At 74.9% G+C, this 17958-nt stretch carries 17 protein-coding genes and 1 pseudogene; 12 read left to right on the top strand and 6 right to left on the bottom strand.

The features are described from left to right. Positions 1–137 precede the first annotated feature (137 nt). From SH587_RS19205 to SH587_RS19180, 6 genes are all read left to right on the top strand, one after another. Complete coding sequence (locus SH587_RS19205; protein ID WP_320672269.1) at positions 138–1352, top strand: sensor histidine kinase; 1215 nt, start codon at positions 138–140, stop codon at positions 1350–1352. Continuing rightward, on the top strand, positions 1349–2122 hold the full coding sequence (locus SH587_RS19200) for a LytR/AlgR family response regulator transcription factor (protein WP_320672268.1): 774 nt from the start codon (positions 1349–1351) through the stop codon (positions 2120–2122). The genes SH587_RS19205 and SH587_RS19200 overlap by 4 nt, the downstream gene beginning before the upstream one ends. Continuing rightward, entirely contained in the window at positions 2119–2466 is a 348-nt protein-coding gene (locus SH587_RS19195) for a hypothetical protein (RefSeq protein ID WP_320672267.1), read from the top strand. The genes SH587_RS19200 and SH587_RS19195 overlap by 4 nt, the downstream gene beginning before the upstream one ends. Beyond that, positions 2466–4184, top strand: coding sequence for a sodium/solute symporter (locus SH587_RS19190; protein ID WP_320672266.1), 1719 nt, complete (start codon positions 2466–2468; stop codon positions 4182–4184). The genes SH587_RS19195 and SH587_RS19190 overlap by 1 nt, the downstream gene beginning before the upstream one ends. Before the next feature lie 192 nt (positions 4185–4376). Beyond that, positions 4377–5249 carry a hypothetical protein gene (locus SH587_RS19185; RefSeq protein WP_320672265.1) on the top strand — a complete coding sequence of 291 codons (873 nt, stop codon included), beginning with the start codon at positions 4377–4379 and terminating at the stop codon, positions 5247–5249. Between the two features lie 167 nt (positions 5250–5416). Further along, positions 5417–5737, top strand: coding sequence for a hypothetical protein (locus SH587_RS19180; protein ID WP_320672264.1), 321 nt, complete (start codon positions 5417–5419; stop codon positions 5735–5737). Here the strand turns inward: SH587_RS19180 and SH587_RS19175 are convergent. Both SH587_RS19175 and SH587_RS19170 read right to left on the bottom strand, forming a co-directional pair. Next, entirely contained in the window at positions 5734–7095 is a 1362-nt protein-coding gene (locus SH587_RS19175) for a hypothetical protein (protein ID WP_320672263.1), read from the bottom strand. The genes SH587_RS19180 and SH587_RS19175 overlap by 4 nt on opposite strands. 98 nt (positions 7096–7193) lie before the next feature. Then, a complete protein-coding gene (locus tag SH587_RS19170; RefSeq protein ID WP_320672262.1) occupies positions 7194–7592 on the bottom strand; it encodes an NUDIX hydrolase in 399 nt (132 codons plus the stop codon). A 409-nt stretch (positions 7593–8001) separates the two neighbouring features. On the opposite strand from SH587_RS19170, the gene SH587_RS19165 reads away from it, so the two are divergent. Then, complete coding sequence (locus SH587_RS19165) at positions 8002–8352, top strand: LuxR C-terminal-related transcriptional regulator (protein WP_320672261.1); 351 nt, start codon at positions 8002–8004, stop codon at positions 8350–8352. A gap of 72 nt (positions 8353–8424) precedes the next feature. Here SH587_RS19165 and SH587_RS19160 read toward each other — a convergent pair whose 3' ends face one another. From SH587_RS19160 to SH587_RS19145, 4 genes are all read right to left on the bottom strand, one after another. After that, entirely contained in the window at positions 8425–8682 is a 258-nt protein-coding gene (locus SH587_RS19160; protein WP_320672260.1) for a hypothetical protein, read from the bottom strand. A gap of 16 nt (positions 8683–8698) precedes the next feature. Continuing rightward, the gene (locus SH587_RS19155; protein WP_320672259.1) at positions 8699–9670 is read right to left on the bottom strand and encodes a hypothetical protein; all 972 of its coding nucleotides are present in this window, start codon (positions 9668–9670) and stop codon (positions 8699–8701) included. Between the two features lie 176 nt (positions 9671–9846). Next, entirely contained in the window at positions 9847–11160 is a 1314-nt protein-coding gene (locus SH587_RS19150) for a fatty acid desaturase family protein (RefSeq protein WP_320672258.1), read from the bottom strand. Positions 11161–11202: 42 nt separating this feature from the next. Beyond that, entirely contained in the window at positions 11203–12342 is a 1140-nt protein-coding gene (locus tag SH587_RS19145; RefSeq protein WP_320672257.1) for a ferredoxin reductase, read from the bottom strand. A 92-nt stretch (positions 12343–12434) separates the two neighbouring features. On the opposite strand from SH587_RS19145, the gene fabR reads away from it, so the two are divergent. The 5 genes and pseudogenes from fabR to SH587_RS19120 form a co-directional block, all read left to right on the top strand. Then, entirely contained in the window at positions 12435–13163 is a 729-nt protein-coding gene (gene fabR, locus SH587_RS19140; protein WP_320672256.1) for an HTH-type transcriptional repressor FabR, read from the top strand. Between the two features lie 43 nt (positions 13164–13206). Beyond that, positions 13207–13467 carry a hypothetical protein gene (locus SH587_RS19135; protein ID WP_320672255.1) on the top strand — a complete coding sequence of 87 codons (261 nt, stop codon included), beginning with the start codon at positions 13207–13209 and terminating at the stop codon, positions 13465–13467. After that, positions 13464–13970 carry a hypothetical protein gene (locus SH587_RS19130; protein ID WP_320672254.1) on the top strand — a complete coding sequence of 169 codons (507 nt, stop codon included), beginning with the start codon at positions 13464–13466 and terminating at the stop codon, positions 13968–13970. The genes SH587_RS19135 and SH587_RS19130 overlap by 4 nt, the downstream gene beginning before the upstream one ends. Before the next feature lie 150 nt (positions 13971–14120). Continuing rightward, positions 14121–16889: a hypothetical protein gene (locus SH587_RS19125; protein WP_320672253.1), complete on the top strand. Its 2769-nt coding sequence runs from the start codon at positions 14121–14123 to the stop codon at positions 16887–16889. Positions 16890–17029: 140 nt separating this feature from the next. Next, positions 17030–17958, top strand: a pseudogene (locus SH587_RS19120) (biotin/lipoyl-binding protein); the annotation flags it as partial.

Genomic DNA, 17958 nt, shown 5'->3' with positions numbered 1-17958 from the left:
CTCCACCTTCCCCCGGCCGCCGTTCGCCGTCCGCGACCCTCGACGGCCGGCCGCTGCGGCGCGACGAACGGTGGCCAGGGCGCGACGAGCGGTCGCCGCCCGTGGCCGGGCGTAGGATCGGCCCCGGAGGAGCGCCTGTGACGGTCGTGCTGGGAATGCTGCTGGGAGTCGCGCTGACCGTGTCCGCGCTGGCCCTCGCGCGGCTGCTGCGGCGCGAGCGGCGGCTGCTGGCGCCGGCCGACGAGGCGATGCGCGACGCGCTCCACCAGACGGCGGCGATGCTGCCCGACCTGCGCCGCGGCCTGACCCCGCGGACGGCCCAGCGCGCGGTCCGCCACGTGCGGGCGCTGGCCCAGGCGCCGGCGGTGCTGCTGCTCGACCGCCGCCAGGTGCTGGCCCGCGACGGCGACACCGCGCTCGATCCCGGCGACCCGCTGCCGGCGGTCGTCCGCGAGGCGCCGGAGGAGCGGATCCACGTCGAGCCGCAGGCCGACCTCGGCGGCGGCCCGACGGCGGCGGTGGTCGCGGCGCTGCGGGTCGGCGAGGAGCGGGTCGGGACGCTGCTGGCGCTGTTCCCGCCCGGCCGCGTGCGGGCCGAGGACGCGCGGGTGGTGGCGGAGACGGCGGCGCTGGTCTCCGCCCAGCTCGAGCTGTCGGTGCTGGCCGAGCGCGAGGAGCGGGCGGCGACCGCCGAGCTGCGGGCGCTGCGGGCCCAGATCTCGCCCCACTTCGTCTTCAACGCGATGGCGGCGATCGCGTCGCTGATCCACACCGCCCCCGACGAGGCCCGCGAGCTGCTGACCGAGTTCGCCGCCTTCACCCGCTACGCGTTCCGCGAGCAGCGCTCCTACGTGACGCTGGCCGACGAGCTGCACTACGTCGAGAAGTACCTGCGGCTGGAGCAGGCGCGGTTCCGCGAGCGGCTCGAGGTGCGGGTCGAGGTCGCGCCCGAGGTGCTGCAGGCGGCGGTCCCGGTGCTCTCGCTCCAGCCGCTGGTGGAGAACGCGGTCCGCCACGGCGTCGAGCGGCGGGTCGCGCCCGATCCCGGCGCGCCCGGGCGGGTGACGATCGTCGGCCGCGACGCCGACCACGACGTCGAGCTGCGGGTCAGCGACGACGGTCCCGGGGTCGATCCGGACGTCGCCCGCTCGGCGCTCTCCGGCGGCGGCCGCGGCGGGATCGGGCTCCGCAACGTCGACGCGCGGCTGCGGGCGTCGTTCGGTCCCGACTACGGCCTGCGGGTGACCGGCTCGCCGGACGAGGGCACGACGGTGACGATGCTGGTGCCGAAGTACCGCGCCGGCGTGCGGGCGCAGATGGTGGCCGAGGGCGCGCCGGAGGCCAGCCCGTGAGCGCGCCGCTGCGGGTGCTGGCGGTCGACGACGAGCGGCCGGCGCTGGAGGACCTGGCGCGGCTGCTGCGGGCGTCGGAGCTGGTCGGCGACGTGCTGACCGCGGGCGGTGGCGAGGAGGCGCTGGCGGTGCTGGCCGACGGTGGCGAGCACGTCGACGCGCTGCTGCTCGACGTTCGGATGCCGGGCCTCGACGGCGTCCAGCTGGCGCGGGTCCTGCGCCGCTTCGCGCGGCCGCCGGCGGTCGTCTTCGTCACCGCCCACGAGAGCGCCGCGGTCGCCGCCTTCGAGCTGGAGGCGACCGACTACCTGCTGAAGCCGGTCGCCGCCGCGCGGCTGCGGCAGGCGCTGGAGCGGGTGGTCCAGGAGCGCGTCGGGACGCCCGCCGCCGCGGAGCCTGCCTGCGAGCAGCCTGGGCGCGGCGCGGCGCCCGAGGGCGGCGAGCTGGTGCCGGTCGACAACCTCCGCGGCGGCGGCACCCGGCTGGTCCCGCGCAGCTCGATCCTCTACCTGGAGGCGAACGGCGACTACGTCCGGATCCACGCCGACGACGGCCGCTTCCTGCTGCGGGCGCGGCTCGGCGACCTGGAGCAGCGGTGGCGGGCCCACGGCTTCGTCCGCGTCCACCGCGGCTACGTGGTCAACCTGGCGCGGGCGGTCGAGCTGCACCCGCAGCTGGGCGGGACGGCGGCGCTGCGGTTCCCGGACGGCAGCGAGGTGCCGGTCGCCCGCCGCCAGGTCGGCGAGCTGCGGCGGAGGCTGCGGGCGTGAGCAGCCGCGGCGGCCGCGAGCTGGAGCGGCGCGAGCTGGACGAGGCGACCGCCCACGCCCAGCTCTACCTGGACCGCCTGCGACGCGCTCACCTGAGCCTCTCGGGCGTCGCCGCCGTCGCCTTCGGGGGCCTGATCGGCGCGCTGCCGCTGCTGGCCCTGGCGCTGCCGAGCCTCGACGACCAGCGGCTGCTGGGGATCCCGTGGCAGGTGCTCCTGCTGCTGGCCCCGTACCCGGTCTTCGTCGCCCTGGCCTGGGTCTACGTGCGCCGCGCCGACGCCCTCGACGAGGCCTTCCTGGCGCTGGTCGAGGAGGACGACCCGGACGACGAGCCGCCGGCCTGATGCTGGCGATCGGCGCGATCGTGGCCGTGACCGCGGGTGCGCTCGGGATCGGGGCCTGGGGCGTGCGGTGGGCGCGGACCACCTCCGACCTGTTCGTCGCCAGCCGCGCGATCACGCCCTGGTGGAACGCGGCGGCGATCTCCGGCGAGTACCTGTCGGCGGCGTCGTTCCTGGGGATCGCCGGGCTGACGATGCGCTCCGGGCTGGCCGCGCTCTGGCTGCCGGTCGGGTTCACCGCCGGCTACCTGGCGCTGCTGCTGTTCGTCGCCGCCCCGCTGCGGCGGTTCGGGTCGTACACGATCCCCGACTTCGTCGAGGGCCGGCTCGGCAGCGCCGGCCTGCGGCTGGTCTCCGCCGTGGTGCTGTTGGCGATCGGGGCGCTCTACGTCGTGCCGCAGCTGCGCGGCGCCGGGCTGGTGCTGGGCGAGGTCGCCGACGCCCCCTATGCGCTCGGGATCGCGCTCGCCGCGGCGGTCGTCTGCGGCAGCGTCGCCTTCGGCGGGATGCGGGCGGTGACCTACGTCCAGGCCTTCCAGTACTGGGTCAAGATCGTCGCGATCAGCCTCCCCGCCTGCCTGCTGCTGGTCCACCTCGGCGGGCTGCCGGAGCGGGCGGCGCTGCTCGGCCGCGAGCTGCCGCGGGCGCCGGCGGCGGGGCTGACGGTGCGGCTGCCCGAGGCGCGGACGGTGACCTTCCCGCGGGCGACCGACTACCGGGTGGTGGCGGCGGACCGGGTCTCGCGGCCCGCCCGGGCGCGGGCGGGCGAGCGGGTGCGGCTGCCCGCCGGCGAGTTGCGGCTGCCGGCCGGTGCGGCGGTCCCGGTCGCCGAGGGGATCCGCGCCCAGACCGGCCACCAGTGGGCGCGCCCGGCCGGTGGCGGCGGTCGCGGCAGCCCGCTGTTCATCTACTCGCTGCTGGTGGCGACCTTCCTCGGGACGATGGGCCTGCCCCACATCCTCGTCCGCTTCTACACCAACGCCACCGGCTCGGCCGCCCGTCACACGACGATCCGGGTGCTGGGCCTGATCGGGCTCTTCTACCTGTTCCCGGTGGTCTACGGGCTGCTGGGACGGGTGATGGTGCCGGAGCTGTACGTCACCGGCGACACCGACCTGGTGGTGCTGCGGCTGCCCGAGGCGGTGCTCGACGGCTGGCTCGGCCGCAGCGCGACGGCGCTGGTGGCGGCGGGCGCGTTCGCGGCCTTCGTCTCGACCGCCTCGGGCCTGCTGGTCTCGACGGCGGGCACGGTCGCCTACGACCTGGCGCCGCGGCTGCGGCCCGAGCCGCCCGACGGCGACCGGGTGGCGATCCGCCGCCGCCGCTTCCGGACGGCGGCGGTGGTGGCGATCGCGATCCCGGCGCTGCTGGCGGTGGCGGCGCGCGGGCTCGACATCACGATCCTCGTCAGCTGGTCGTTCGCGCTGGCGGCGTCGACCTTCTGCCCGCTGCTGCTGCTCGGGATCTGGTGGACGCGGCTGACCCCGCGCGGGGCGCTGGCCGGGATGGTCGCCGGCGGCGCGGTGGCGAGCGCCGGGATCGTGGCCGCGCTGATCGGCGGCGGGGCCAACGAGGAGTCGCTGCTCTCGCAGCCGGCGGTGGTCTCGGTGCCGCTGGCCTTCGCCACGATGATCGTCGTCTCGCTGCGGGACCAGCCGCTGCCGCGGCGCCAGGTGGCGGCGGCGATGCGGGCGCTGCACGTGCCCGAGCGCTCGGGTTGACGCCGTCCAGCGGTTGTGGACGGCGTACAGTCGGAGACCGGCCGTTCGTCCTGAAGCTCCGTGTCTCGAACCCGGTCAGATGTCCAATCGGTTGACATGCGCCTGTGTGGCACATGTAGGGTTCGCCGCACGCGGCCCCGCTCCTGGGGCCGCGGTGGGTTCAACCGGAGACCTCGGAAGGGGAGGTGGCGCATGAGCTTCAGGAACATGCGCGTAGTGATCGTGGCGGCTCTCGTGGCCGCGCTGCTCGGCGGCTCCGTCGCGACGGCGGCCAAGCTGCTGACCGGCAAGGACATCAAGGACGGCTCGATCACCGCTCGCGACATCAAGAAGAACACGCTCACGCTCAACCGCCTGAGCAAGGGCACCCAGAAGCTGATCCGCGAGGGCGGCAGCGGCGGCGCCAAGGGCAATGACGGCAAGAACGGCGCCCAGGGGCCGCAGGGCCCGGCGGGTCCCGCCGGTCCGGCCGGTCCGGCTGGCCCGGGCTTCGACGCCGGCCGCGTGACGGCCGCCAACTGGACCGTCCAGGGCTTCTCGCGCTGGCGTGACAGCGACGCCAACTCGACGATCGAGTTCACGGCCGCCGGCCTCAAGCTGGGCGAGCCGAAGGGCCACCGCTACGGCGTGAACATCCCCGTCCCGCAGGGCACGCGGGTGCTGAACTTCGGCGCGCTGGAGTACACCGGCAACGCCGGCCTGCGGCTCGAGGTCGACCCGAACGGCGACAACTCGGCGACCCCGAACTACACGACCTGGGTCTACGTCCCGGCCGACGCCGACGCGACCAAGCTCCGCAAGCCGGCCACCGAGGCGCGCTGGTTCACCACCCGCAACCCCGACGGCAGCTCGAACGGCGACCGCACTCCGAACAAGACGCTCGGCGATCTGCTCGAGGCGTTCGTGCCCGACGGCACCGACGTCGACGACACCCCGCGGGTGCTGTTCGCCTCGCTGGGCGGCGGCTCGACCGGACCCGACGCGGACGCGCAGAGCGTGACCGTCTCGACGCTGAAGATCGGCTTCCTCGGCGCTCCGACGACGAGCTACACGTTCGGCAACTGAGCCCGGGCACGCGCCGCCGCCGTTCGCCGGCGGCGCGTGGCCGACCCGTTCGACGCCCCCGTGGATCCCACGGGGGCGTTCTGCGTTCCGGGGCCGGGCGACGGACAGGGCACAGAAAGGCTCGCGTCGCAAGCCCGCTCGACATATGATCGGCGGCGAGGACCACCGTGGCCGTCGCCGGAGAGCAGATCGCAGGACGGACGGGCGCCGTGCCGGCGGCGCGGCTCGCCGTGCTGCTCGACCGCGCGGTCGAGCTGGTCCGCGGGGCGCTGGTCGCGGCGCTGGTGCTGCTGATCGGCGCGCTGCCGCTGGTCACGCTGATCGTCCCCTCGCTGGCCGACGACCCGGTCCTCGGCCTGCCGCTGGCGATCGTGCTGGTGGTCGCCGCGCTGGTCGCCTTCGCCGCCGTCGCCTGGCTCTACGGGCAGCGGCGACCGGACGCGCCGGAGCCCCGCTCCGGCGGCGTCCAGGCGCGGCTGGTCCGCTAGCGCTTCAGCTTCACGTTGCGGGTGACGGTGACCGGCTTGCCGCCCGTCGGCGTGAAGGTCACGCGCAGCGACAGCCGCTGACCGGCCAGGCCCTTGGTGCGGCGGCCGGTGCTGGTCAGCTTCAGCTTCAGCTTGGCGTTGCCGGCGCGCTTGGCGCTGGCGCTGCCGCTGGCCACGGTCCGCTTGCCGCGCAGCAGCTTGCCGCTGAGGCGGCCGGCGGCGGCCACGCGGACGGTCACCGACTGCCCGCGCCGGAGGGCGGCCAGGCCCAGCTTCGGCGTCGGCAGCGTCGGCTTGGCGGTCGTGCCGCCGCCGTCGGGCTGGCCGCCCCCGTCGGGCTTGCCGCCCCCGTCGGGCTTGCCGCCGCCGTCCGGCTTGCCGCCCCCGTCCGGCTTGCCGCCGCCGCCCGGGGTCCCGAGGGTGTATTCGGAGAAGGACGGCATCCCGCCGGTCGCGCTCAGCGTGACCCGGTCGGTCAGCGGGCAGGCGGCGCCGTCGGGGACGCTGGCGACGGTCGCGACGTGGACCCCGCCGCCGTCCGACCAGGCGACGCGGCGGCCGTCGGCCGAGAGCCCGATCCGCGGCTTGCCGCTGAAGGCGTCGTTGCCGCTGGTGGCGATCGTGCAGCTGCCGCTGACCTGGGCGTTCGGCGGCGTCCCGGTCGCGCTGACCACCTCCAGGTGGCCGTCGTTGGAGAACTGGACCAGCGCCCGCGAGCCGTCGCGGGCGACCTCGGCGCCGATCAGGTCGCCGCTCTCGGCCTGCAGCCAGGGCTTGAAGTCGAGCGGCGCGGCCTCGACGAAGATCCGCTCGCTGTCGCTGATCACGAGCCGGTCGTTCATCCAGCTGCCGTCGAAGATGTACGGCTGGTCGATCGCCGGCTGGGTCGGGCTGCCGGGCGCCTTCGGGTCGACGACCGCCATCCGCGGGCTGATCGAGCCGCCGATGCCGGTGTTGTACAGGTAGCCGTAGGCGAGCATCTTGCCGTCGCCGCGGACCCGCGACCAGGTCGGGCCGGCGTTGACGCCGGCGCTGATCCGCCACGGCATCACGTTCAGGACCGGCGTCCCGCCGCCGACCGGGATCCAGTTGATGATCCGGCTGGTGCCGCTGCCACGGATCGAGACCACGTTGCCGGCGTCGTCCGCCGAGGGCAGCGTGTAGTACGCCTGGGCCGTGCCGTCGCTGGTGATCCGCTTCCGCTGCGCCCCGTCGGGGCTGGCCATGTGGATGTCGTTGCCGTCGCGGTAGACGACCGAGGTGGCGAGGGCGGGGGCGGCGGGGGCGGCCAGCGCCGCGGTCAGCGCGAGCGCGCCGGCGGCGGCCAGCCGGCCGCGGAGGAGGGCGGAGGAGCTCATGCCACCACCCTGGCGGCAGCGACCGCCGCTGCCATCGCGGAGCCACCCGAGGATCTACCCCGAGACTGGTCCCCGTCCCCTAGGGGGTGCGGGGGAGGTCAGGCCGGCGAGAGCCGCTGGCGGGCCTGCTCGACCAGCTCGCGGTCGGCGGCGTAGGTCAGCAGCGCAGCGGCGTCGTCGAAGCTCAGCCAGCGCAGCTCGTCGACCTCGTCGTTGGGGACGAAGTCGCCGCCGTCGACGGTCATCAGCCAGTAGCGGACGACCTTCGGCCGGCCCTTGTGGTCCTGGTAGCGGATCTCGGGCAGCGGCTCGCCGGGGGTGCAGCGGAGGCCGGTCTCCTCGACGACCTCGCGCAGGGCCGCCTCCAGGAAGTCCTCGCCGGGGTCGAGCTTGCCCTTCGGCAGCGACCAGTCGTCGCGGTAGGGGCGGTGGACGACGGCGATCAGGCCGTCGCGGACCAGCACGCCGCCGGCGGCCTGCACCTCGCGGGGGAACATGCGGCCGAGGCTACCGCGGGGGCGGGGCCGGTGGACGGTCGCCGACGGCGGGTGTACGGTCCCGTCGCCGGCGGTGGGGTCGCGCACGCCGGGGGTCATCACGAACGCGAATATCGGTGGTACGGGGGATTGCGCGGCGGCCCCGAGAGCCGTTGACTTAGCATTTCGGGGGGTCAACCCGAACCAGTGTCGCCTTCCGGGGGGATGGCGACACGACGAATCTGTCGGGGGTCGAGCGGGCGCATGACACGCACGCTCGACCCTCAGCAGGCACTTCGCGAAGCAGGAACGCCGGGAGGGTGCGGGTCGCCCCTCGAATCCGGCGCAACAACGAAGACGACAGGGGTGGAACGGCCGCATGCCGTGGACAACAGGAGGACGGCACGCCGAAGCGTGGCGTCGCTATCGCGTGCCCGTCAGCGACGTGGGACAGGGGCACGGCAGTGAGCCGCCGCCGTTGCGGCTGGTCGATCGGGGGGCCAGCGGGCCGCTCGCGGCGCTCGGTCAGCGCCCGGTGCGACCGCGCAACCTGACCCCGCGCGAGCTCGAGGTCGTCGAGCTGGTCGTCGAGGGCCTCGAGAACGAGGAGATCGCCGAGCAGCTGATGATCTCCCCGCACACGGTCCAGAGCCACGTCTCGAACGCGCTGGCCAAGCTCCAGGTCCGCACGCGTACCCAGCTGGCCGTGGCGGTGCTCCGCCGGGGGCTGGTGCCGCTGCACCCGGGCGAGCCGCCGGCCGCCGACGAGCGCGGGGCCTGAGGTCGCCGACCGACCGGATCGGGCCTTCGGCGGTGCCGCCGGGGTCCCGATCGCGTCCCGGCCGGGTTCGCCCTAGCTGCCGACCGGAGGGTCGCGGTCGAGGTCGGCCGCGGGCCGGTCGGCCGGGTCGCCGACCGCCGGCCGCCGGTCGGCCTGGGCCAGCCGCGACGCCTCGCGCATCTCGAACACGTCGCTGGCCCAGTCGCCGAGCTCGCGGGCCACGTCACGGACGGCGCCGCTGATGATCGTCGCGATCCGCCCGACGTGGGTCGCCCCCGACTCGATCGCCTCCTGCACGGTGTCCTTGCGCGTCTCCAGCGGCGTGGGCATGAGGCCAGGGTAGCGGTCACGCGCGGGCGGACCAGGGCGCGTTTCGCACCTCCTCGGTGCCAAGTGCGCCCCGGTCGTGGGTGGCGACGATCCGGTGGGCGACCGTCGCGGGCGAGCGGCGCAGCTGGACCCGGGTGACGCGGAGGGTCGTCCAGCCGGCGGCGAGCAGGTCGCCGTCGCGGTCGCGATCGCCCTCGAAGGCCGCCGATCCACCGTGGCCGCCGCGGCCGTCGGCCTCCACCAGCAGCCGCGCGGCGGGCCAGGCCACGTCGGCCCGGTAGCGCCGGCCGCTGGCGCCGGTCACGGGCAGCTGCCGCTCGGGTGGCGGCAGCGGCAGGCCGGCCAGCAGCGCGGCCAGCTCGTCCTCGAGCGGGCTCTCGCGGCCGCTGCGCGCACCCCACAGCTCGGGATCGAGCTGCCGCAGGCGCCGCCGGCCCGCGTGGTGCGGGTGGCGATCGAGGACCGCGGCGAGGCCGTCCGCCGGCAGCAGCCGCTGGTACTGGCCCTCGCGCAGCAGCCGCTGGAGGTCGTCGAGGTTGGTCGAGGGCAGCGCCGCGACGTCGAGGATCGCGCGCGCGGCCGAGGTCAGCGGCAGTCCCTCGCGCCAGTCGAGGTCGGCCCGCGGCAGCTCGCGGATCCGGTGGACCGCGACCGCCGACGTCCGGCGACCGCCGCGGCCGACGGCGGAGACGTGGGGCGTCGCCGGTGCGCGGCCGCAGAGCCCGAGCGCGACGGCCGCCGACCAGTGGCTGAGGACGACCCGCCCGTCGAGCGCGTCGCCCCCGGCGTGGAGGACGGCGGCGTAGCGCCAGCCCCACGGATCGAGGTGCGGCCCGCAGGCGTAGACGCCGCGGAGGACGGGGAAGAGCCGCCGCGCGGCGACCCGGCCTTGCACCGCCCGCCGGCTGACGCCGCCGGCGATCAGCTGCCGGATCGAGATCGCGCCGCGCTGGCGGCGGACGGTGGCCACCAGCTGGTCCTCGCGCACCGCCCGATCGTCGCGGTTCGCGCAGCACGGGTGGCCAACGCCCAGCGCCAACTCACCCCCGAACCCGTGCCAACTTCGCGCGCCCCGCCGCGCCCACCCGAGCCCCCCCCGGACCGGGGCGCGTTTCGCACCTCCTCGGTGCCGAACGCGCCCCGGTGGTCCCCCCCGCCGCGGCCCTACGCCACCTTCGCGACGACCCGCCGGGCGCCGCGCACGGCCCGCACGGCGGCCTTCGCCAGCGGGTTGCCGTGCTCGCCGGCGACGTAGGCGTCGGCCTCCTCGCCGGTCGGCCAGGCCAGCCGCACGATCTTGCGGGCGACGGTGAACAGCTGGTACGGCAGCGGTCCGCCGTTGTACTGCAGGCCGTAGCGCTCGCAGGCCTCGCGGACCTCCTCCGACATCGCCGCGTAGCGCCAGGCGGGGATGTCCGGGAACAGGTGGTGCTCGATCTGGAAGCTCAGGTTCCCCGACATGATGTGGAAGAAGCGGCCGCCGGTCAGGTTCGACGAGCCGAGCAGCTGGCGGACGTACCAGCCGCCGCGGGTCTCGTTCTCCGTCTCCTCGACCGTGAACTCCTCGACGCCGTCGGGGAAGTGGCCGCAGAAGATGATCGAGAACGTCCACAGGTTGCGGACGACGTTGGCGCTGGCGTTGCCGGCCAGCACCAGCGGGAAGAACGGCCCCGCGAGCGCCGGGAACAGCAGGTAGTCCTTCGCCGCCTGCTTGCGGACCTTGCGCCAGATCGCCTGCAGCATCGGCAGCCGGGCCTTCATGTCCCAGCGGCCGTAGCGCAGGTCCTCGGTCTCCAGGTCGTGCAGCGCCACGCCGTACTCGAACAGCAGCGCCAGCAGCGACGCGTAGACCGGGTTGCCCAGGAAGTACGGCTCCCACGGCTGGTCGTCGCTCATCCGCAGGATGCCGTAGCCGACGTCGCGGTCCTTGCCCACGATGTTCGTGTGGGTGTGGTGCATGTAGTTGTGGCTGTGGCGCCACTGGTCCGCCGGGCAGGCGGTGTCCCACTCGAAGGTGCGGCCGTTCAGCTCCTCGTCCTGCATCCAGTCGTACTGGCCGTGCATGACGTTGTGGCCGATCTCCATGTTGTCGAGGATCTTCGACGCGGAGAGGGCGGCGACGCCGGCCAGCCACAGCGGCGGGATGAAGCCCAGCTCGAGCGCGACGCGGCCGCCGATCTCCAGCCGCCGCTGGGCCTTGATGATCCCGCGGATGTAGTCGGCGTCCTGCTGGCCGAGGTCGGCGACGTGCTTGGCCCGGATCGCCTCCATCTCGCGGCCGAAGGCGTCCAGGTCCTCCTGCGAGAGGTGGGGGACGGCGGCCAGCGGCGGGTTGGCGACCCGCCGCGAGGGGTCGATCCGGCGGCGCTCGGCGGCCGGCTCGGCGCGGTCGGCGGTGGCCTCGCGGTCGGGGGCGCTCGGCGAGAGCGGCGTCTCCGGGTCGAGGGCGGGGACGAAGGTGGCGGTGGGCGTGCTCATGGCGATGCTCCGGGGTCGTGCGTGCGGGGAAGGGGGTGGCGGCTACAGGTCGAGCGTCACGTCGCCGACCGGGGCCGAGACGCAGATCGCGACCTCGTCGCCGGGCGCGCCGTGGACCTCGCCGGTCAGCGTGCTGCGGACCCGGCCGTGCTCCAGCCGGCAGACGCAGGTGCGGCAGATGCCCATCCGGCAGCCGTGGACGGGGGTGAGCCCGGCGTCCTCGGCCTGCTGCAGAAGGGTCCGGCCGGTCGCCTCGACGGTGGTCCCACTGGCGGCGAAGGTGACCTCGCCGAGCTGGTCGGGATCCAGGTCGGGCAGCTCCGGCGGGGCGAAGTGCTCGTAGCGAAGGGGGGTGGTCAGCTCGTCCTCGGCCCAGATCGTGCGGACCGCCTCGACCAGCGCGCCGGGGCCGCAGACGAAGGCCGCGGCGTCGCGGTCCTCGGGCAGCGCGGCCCGCAGGTGCTCGCGGTCGAGGTGGCCGCGCAGGTCGCCGCGGTCGTCGCGGGTGTGGGCGCGGAGGACGGTGACGTTCGGGTGCCGGGCCTCGATCCCCGCCAGCTCGTCGGCGTACAGCAGGTCGTCGGCGGTGCGGACGTAGTGGAGGAAGCTCACCTGGCCGGCGTAGCCCTCGTCGGTCAGCGTCCGCAGCATCGAGAGCACGGGCGTGATCCCGCTGCCGCCGCTGATCAGGACGATCCGGCCGGGGCGGGGGACAGGGAGGACGAAGTCGTCGCCCTGGGGCAGCGAGAGCCCGACGAACTCGCCGACGCGGGCGTGGCGCTTGAGGTGCTGGGAGACGATCCCCTCGGGGTGGGTGCGGATCGTCAGCTCGACCGTCCGTGCACGAGTGTCCGCCGAACCGGAGGGCGAGTAGCAGCGCCGGTGGCGGACCCCGTCGATGTCGACCGACAGCTCGACGTGCTGGCCGGCGTGGAAGCCGGGCCAGGTGACGGTCGGGCGCAGCGTCAGGGTGACGCTGTCCGCGTTCTGGTGGCGGACGTCGACGATCTCGCCCCGGATCCGCTTGACCGCCCAGTCCGGGCGCAGCAGCTCCAGGTAGTGATCGACCGTGTGGGGGCCGGCGAGGGCGTCGGCCAGCGGCGTGTCGAGCAGCCGCTGGGTGAGGCCGCGGCGGCGATCGCGGCGGGCGGCGGAGGGCGGGGCGGTGGCGGAGGGCGTCATCGGCGGATGCGTTTCGGTGCACAAGTGTTCGGTGAACAACTGTGCACGAAGGTAGGCGTCCTTTCGCTCCGGGTCAAGCGATCCGTACTCTGATGTCGGTGACATCGCGCACACCGAGATCCCGCGGGGGACGGTCGAGCAGCGGCCACGGGCGCTCGCGCTCGTCCCGGGGAGAGCTGGTTCCCCACGAGGCGGACGAGAGCCTGACGCGCCAGGAGCGCAAGCAGCGGACGCGCCAGGCGCTGCTCGACGCGACCCTCGAGCGGCTGGAGGACCACAGCTTCGGGGCCCTCAGCCTGCGCGAGGTCGCGCGCGAGGCGGGGATCACGCCGACCGCGTTCTACCGCCACTTCGAGTCGATGGAGGACCTGGGCCTGGTCCTCGTCGACGAGTCGTTCCGGTCCCTGCGCGAGATGCTGCGGGCCGGACGGTCCGAGGTCGCGGCGCCCGGCGACGAGATCCGGGCCTCGGTCGCGATCCTCGTCCGCCACGTCCACGAGCACCGGGCGCACTTCCGCTTCATCGCCCGCGAGCGCTCGGGGGGCAGCGCGGCGCTGCGCACCGCGATCCGCCACGAGATCCGGCTGTTCTCCAGCGAGCTGGCCACCGACCTGGCGCGCTACCCGGTGCTGCGCGACCTGCCGACCGCCGACCTCCAGATGATCGCCAGCCTGATCGTCTCGATGATGGTCTCGGCGGTCGAGGCGATCCTCGACGCCCCGCTCGACCGCCCCGAGGTCGAGGACGAGATCCGCACCACGGCCGAGCAGCAGATGCGGCTGATCGTGCTGGGGGCGTTGCAGTGGCGGGCGGCGGGGTAGGGGGCGCGATGTGCGGGGTGGCCTGCGGGGGCGGTGGCAGCTCGTGGTGCTGAGGGGACGCTCGTTCCCGTCGTTCGGTCTGCTGCTGCCGCTGGCGGTGCTCGGCTTGGGGGCGGTTGGACAGGTGCTGGTCTGGATGGACCGTGCCCAGCCGTACCGGTGGTCGGTGTGGGCGCTGCTGGTGGTGATGGCGATGATGGTCTGGGAGCGGCGCGGCGAGCTGCGCCGGATCGGGCGACGGGTGGACGCCGAGGGGCCGGACGCGGGGGCGCCGGGCGAGGGACGGGACGGCGCGGTCGGATGACCGCGGCGGTGCGCGCGGTCGGGCGCGAGCTGCGGGACCAGTGGTGGATGCCGCTGATCCTGGCCGGGCTGCTCTACGACCTCTCGGACCGTGGGGTCAGCGCGCTGCGCGTCGCCGCTGCGGCCGTGCTCGGGGCGGTGATCCTGCTGCGCCTGGTCCTGCTGGCGACCGAGGCGGCGGCGGGCCGGCTGGCGGTCGAGGAGCCGACCGTCGCGAAGGGGCAGGAGGGCGATCCGGAGGACGCCGACCTCGAACGGTGGTGGGGCGACGCCGAGAAGACGTTCTGGAGCGGGCTCCTCGCGCTGGCCTCCTACGGCTTCGTCGTCGAGGCCTACGTGGTCAGCGACCACGGCGGGTGCCGGACGGCGGCCTTCGTCGCCCTCAGTGCCGGGATGGTGCTGTACGTCGTCGTTCCGGGGCTGCGCACCGGCCGACGGGCGTGGCGTCTGTGGCGGGCCGGTCGCGGTCCCGGTCCCGGGAACCCGCACCCGGATCGCGCCTGAGCGGCAGCCGGCAGCCGTCCCCATTCCCGTACGTTTGACGAGTTCCGTGGACGGGGCCGTCTCGGAGGCGTACGGTGTCGCCGCCGCTTCGTGGATCCCCCACGGCCTCAGGGAGGGGCCGGTCGCGGAACGGCAGCAGAGGAGAGCTGCGTGTCGAACGTCTCATCCCGCGCCGGGCGCTGGTCCTTTTCGCGGTGGCTGCTGGCCGCCGTCGTCGTCCTCACCGCGAGCCTGGTCCAGGCTTCTGCCGCGGGGGCCTACGGCATCAAGGAGTTCACCGGCACCGTCGTCCGCCCGGACGGCACGACCTATGCCGATCTGGCCGGCGAGCATCCCTACGCCGGCATCGTCGACTTCACCTTCGATGCCGACGGCAGCGGGGCGCCGGTCGGCAACACGAAGGACATCCGGGTCGACATCCCGCCGGGCCTCGTGCCCAACCCCGAGGCGTTCGCGCGCTGCACCGATGCGCAGTTGGGCGCGCAGAGCTGCCCGGTCGCGTCGCAGATCGGGACGCAGGAGCTGACGGTTCGCGCGTCGACCATCCTCGGCCCACAGACGCTGCAGTTGAAGCTCCCGCTCTACAACATGACGATCGGCAACGATCAGGTCGCGCGGTTCGCGTTCAACCCGAAGTCGGCACCGGCTGCGAGCCAGGCGACGGGCGATACGTCGCCGGTGCAGATCGTCGGCGGGATGCGCGACACGACCGACGGTGGGCTCTTCTTCACCATCAGCAACCTGCCGACCGATCCAGCGGTGGTGCGGTCGAAGCTCTCGTTCTGGGGCACGCCGGGCCTGACAGCCCACGACGGCGAGCGCGGCGAGTCGTGCACGTACTCCGACAACCTTCTGGTGAAGGCGGCGATCGCCCTCGACGGCGGGCCCTGCAAGAACGGCGGGAAGGTCGTCCCCAACAAGATCACCCCCTTCCTCACCAACCCGACCCGCTGCGCCGGCCCGCTGACCACCCGGCTGAAGACCATCTCCTACGCCGGCGAGGAGCGGAACGCCAGCTTCGACACCCCCTACGGTGCCCTCGACTGCGCCGGCGTGCCGTTCGCGCCGACCGCCGTCTTCGGTCCCGGCAACGTCGGCAACGACGAGCCGCTGCCGCTGACCGTCGGCCTCCGCGTCCCGCAGTCGACCTCGACCGCGGTCCGCGGCTCGGCGCACGTCGACCGGGTCGCCGTGACCCTGCCGCCCGGCACCACCCTCAGCCCCTCGGGCGCCAACGGGCTGGAGACCTGCTCCGACGCGCAGTTCGGTCGCGGCACCCACAACCCGATCGCCTGCCCCGCCGCCTCGAAGGTCGGCACGGCGCAGATCACCACGCCGCTGCTGCCCGACCCGCTCGTCGGCACGCTCTACGCCGGCGATCCGAAGCCGGGCGACCGCTACAGGCTGCTGCTGGTCGCGAACGGCCGCGGGATCAGCCTGCGGCTGGTCGGCAGCGTCCAGCCCGACCCGGCCACCGGCCAGCTGACGACGGTCTTCGACCACAACCCGCAGCTGCCCTTCACCGCCTTCGACCTGAGCTTCGACGGCGGTCCGCGGGCGATCGTGGCCAGCCCGCAGAACTGCGGCGCCGCCACCGGCAGCGTCCGCTACGGCGGCTGGTCCGGCGCTACCGTCGACGCCACCGCGGGCTTCACCGTCGGCGGCTGCGACGAGCCCTTCGCCCCGACCCTCGGCGCCGCCACCGGCTCGGCCAAGGCCGGCGCCTACGCCCCGCTCACCGTCGGCTTCACGCGCGGCGATGGCCAGCCGTTCCTCAGCCGCGTGCGGGTCGACCTGCCGCCCGGGCTGCTGGCCAAGATCAAGGGCGTTCCCCGCTGCGGCGCGGCCCAGATCGCGCAGCAGGCCTGTCCCGAGACCAGCCGGATCGGCACCGCCTCGGTCCAGGCCGGGCCCGGCCCCGCGCCGTACCCGCTCTCCGGCCCCGTCTACCTGACCGACGGCTACCGCGGCCAGGCCTTCGGCATGGTCACGATGATCCGCGCGATCGCCGGCCCCTACGACCTCGGCACCGTCGTCGTCCGCCAGTCGATCGGGATCGATCCGAACGACGCCCACGTGATCGTCGAGAGCGATCCGCTGCCCCAGATCGTCGAGGGCATCCCGCTGCGGCTGCGGCAGCTGCAGCTCGCCGTCGACCGGCCGCGGTTCGTGCGCAACCCGACGTCGTGCAGCACCGCGCCGGTGCGGGCGACGCTCGGCGGGATCGACGGCGCCAGCGTCCAGCGGGCCGCCGACCTGGCCTTCGGCGACTGCAAGGCGCTGCGGTTCACGCCCAAGATCGCCCTCCGGTTCAGCGGTCGCAAGCAGGCCAAGCGGCTGCAGCACACCGGCGTCACGGCGATCGTCACCCAGCCCGACAACCAGGCGGCGATCCGCTCGACCAGCGTCGCGCTGCCGACGGCGGTCTCGCTCGCCGCGAGCAACGCGAAGAAGCTCTGCGAGTACGACGACGCCCAGCGCGACGCCTGCCCGAAGGACTCGATCGTCGGCTCCGCCAGCGCCGAGACGCCGATCCTGGCCAAGCGGCTGCGGGGCCCGGTCTACTTCGTCAAGGGCATGCGCACCGATCCGAAGACCGGCGCCCGCGTGAAGACGCTGCCGCACCTGTTCGCCCCGCTGCGCGGCGAGGCGACGATCTACGTCCGGGCGATGTCGGCCCTCAGCCGCAACCGGCTGGTGACGACCTTCCCGTCGCTGCCGGACGCGCCGATGACGAAGTTCACGCTGACGATCAACTCCGGTCGCCGCGGGATCATCGCCAACACCCGCAACCTCTGCCGCTCGGGGACGCTACGGGGCAGCGTGCGGATCGAGGCGCACAACGGGGCCAAGCGCACGAGCCGTCCGAAGATCGGGCTGCCCTGCAAGAAGAAGACGACCAAGAAGAAGCGCAAGTGACGGTCGGGGCGGGTGGGCGCGGCGCCCACCCGTCCCGCTCTTACGGTCCTCTGTGACGGGGCTGGCACCGTGCTGGCCGTCGGCCGCGCACCGTCCGGGGGGACGGGGGTCGCGGTCGATGTCCTTCGACCCCCGGAGCCATGACCCGCCTGCACGACCTGCGCCGCTCGCCGTCGACGATCGCCCTCGCCCTGCTGGCGACGGCGCTGGTGGTCGTCGCGGTGATCGTGGTCGGGCCGGCCGACTCCGCCGACGGGGCCCGCGAGCGGGTCGTGACCGTCCGCCGTGGGGTCGTCCAGTCGACCGTCTCCGGCACCGGCAACCTGCAGCCGGCCCACCAGGTCGACCTGGACTTCCAGACCAGCGGCCGGGTCCGCGAGATCTACGTCCGCGAGGGCGAGCACGTCTCCGCCGGCGAGCTGCTGGCCCGGATCGACGACGCCAGCCAGCGGGTGGCGCTGGCCCAGGCGAAGGCCGCCCTGGCCACCGCCAAGGACCAGCTGGCCAGCGCCGAGGGCAGCGGGACGACCGCGTCGGCCACCGGCGCGACCGGGGGCACGACGGCGCTGGCGTCGGTCGGGGACGGCGGGAGCGCCGGCGTCGCGACGGTCGTCGCGCGCGCTGGGGCGGGGCCGGCGCTGACGTCGGTCGCGGGCGGCGGCGTCGCGACGGTCGCCGTGCGCGGTGGGGCGGGGCCGGCGCTGGTCCCGGCCGCGCTGCGCGCCACCACCACGACCACGACGACGCCGGGCAGCGGCGACGGTGACGCGGGCGACGCGGAGTCGGGGTCGGGCACGGGGGCGGGCGGCGCGACCGGGAGCGGGACGACCGGGTCGGGCTCCGGCTCCGGGACCGGGTCCGGGTCGACGGGTGCTGGCAGCGGCTCCGGAGGGTCGGGGTCGGGGTCGAGCGGCGGGAGCGGCTCCTCCGGCGGCGGTTCCGGCGCGACCGGCTCCGGCGGCGGCAGCGGCTCCGGCGGCGGCAGCGGGAGCGGCGGCGCCACGGGGTCCTCGGAGAGCGGCAGCGGCGGCGGCGCGGGCTCCGGCGGCGGCCGCGGCGCGTCCAGCGG

It is taken from the genome of Patulibacter defluvii (assembly GCF_034096925.1).
GTDB classification, from domain to species: domain Bacteria; phylum Actinomycetota; class Thermoleophilia; order Solirubrobacterales; family Solirubrobacteraceae; genus Patulibacter; species Patulibacter defluvii.
This window is presented reverse-complemented; position numbering and strand designations above follow the sequence as displayed.

Coding starts and splice junctions, on each gene's coding strand:
- SH587_RS19145 (WP_320672257.1), bottom strand. CDS start 12,342: ATGACGCCCTCCGCCACCGCCCCGCCCTCCGCCGCCCGCCGCGATCGC.
- SH587_RS19130 (WP_320672254.1), top strand. CDS start 13,464: ATGACCGCGGCGGTGCGCGCGGTCGGGCGCGAGCTGCGGGACCAGTGG.
- SH587_RS19150 (WP_320672258.1), bottom strand. CDS start 11,160: ATGAGCACGCCCACCGCCACCTTCGTCCCCGCCCTCGACCCGGAGACG.
- SH587_RS19175 (WP_320672263.1), bottom strand. CDS start 7,095: ATGAGCTCCTCCGCCCTCCTCCGCGGCCGGCTGGCCGCCGCCGGCGCG.
- SH587_RS19185 (WP_320672265.1), top strand. CDS start 4,377: ATGAGCTTCAGGAACATGCGCGTAGTGATCGTGGCGGCTCTCGTGGCC.
- SH587_RS19160 (WP_320672260.1), bottom strand. CDS start 8,682: ATGCCCACGCCGCTGGAGACGCGCAAGGACACCGTGCAGGAGGCGATC.
- SH587_RS19170 (WP_320672262.1), bottom strand. CDS start 7,592: ATGTTCCCCCGCGAGGTGCAGGCCGCCGGCGGCGTGCTGGTCCGCGAC.
- SH587_RS19190 (WP_320672266.1), top strand. CDS start 2,466: ATGCTGGCGATCGGCGCGATCGTGGCCGTGACCGCGGGTGCGCTCGGG.
- fabR (WP_320672256.1), top strand. CDS start 12,435: ATGTCGGTGACATCGCGCACACCGAGATCCCGCGGGGGACGGTCGAGC.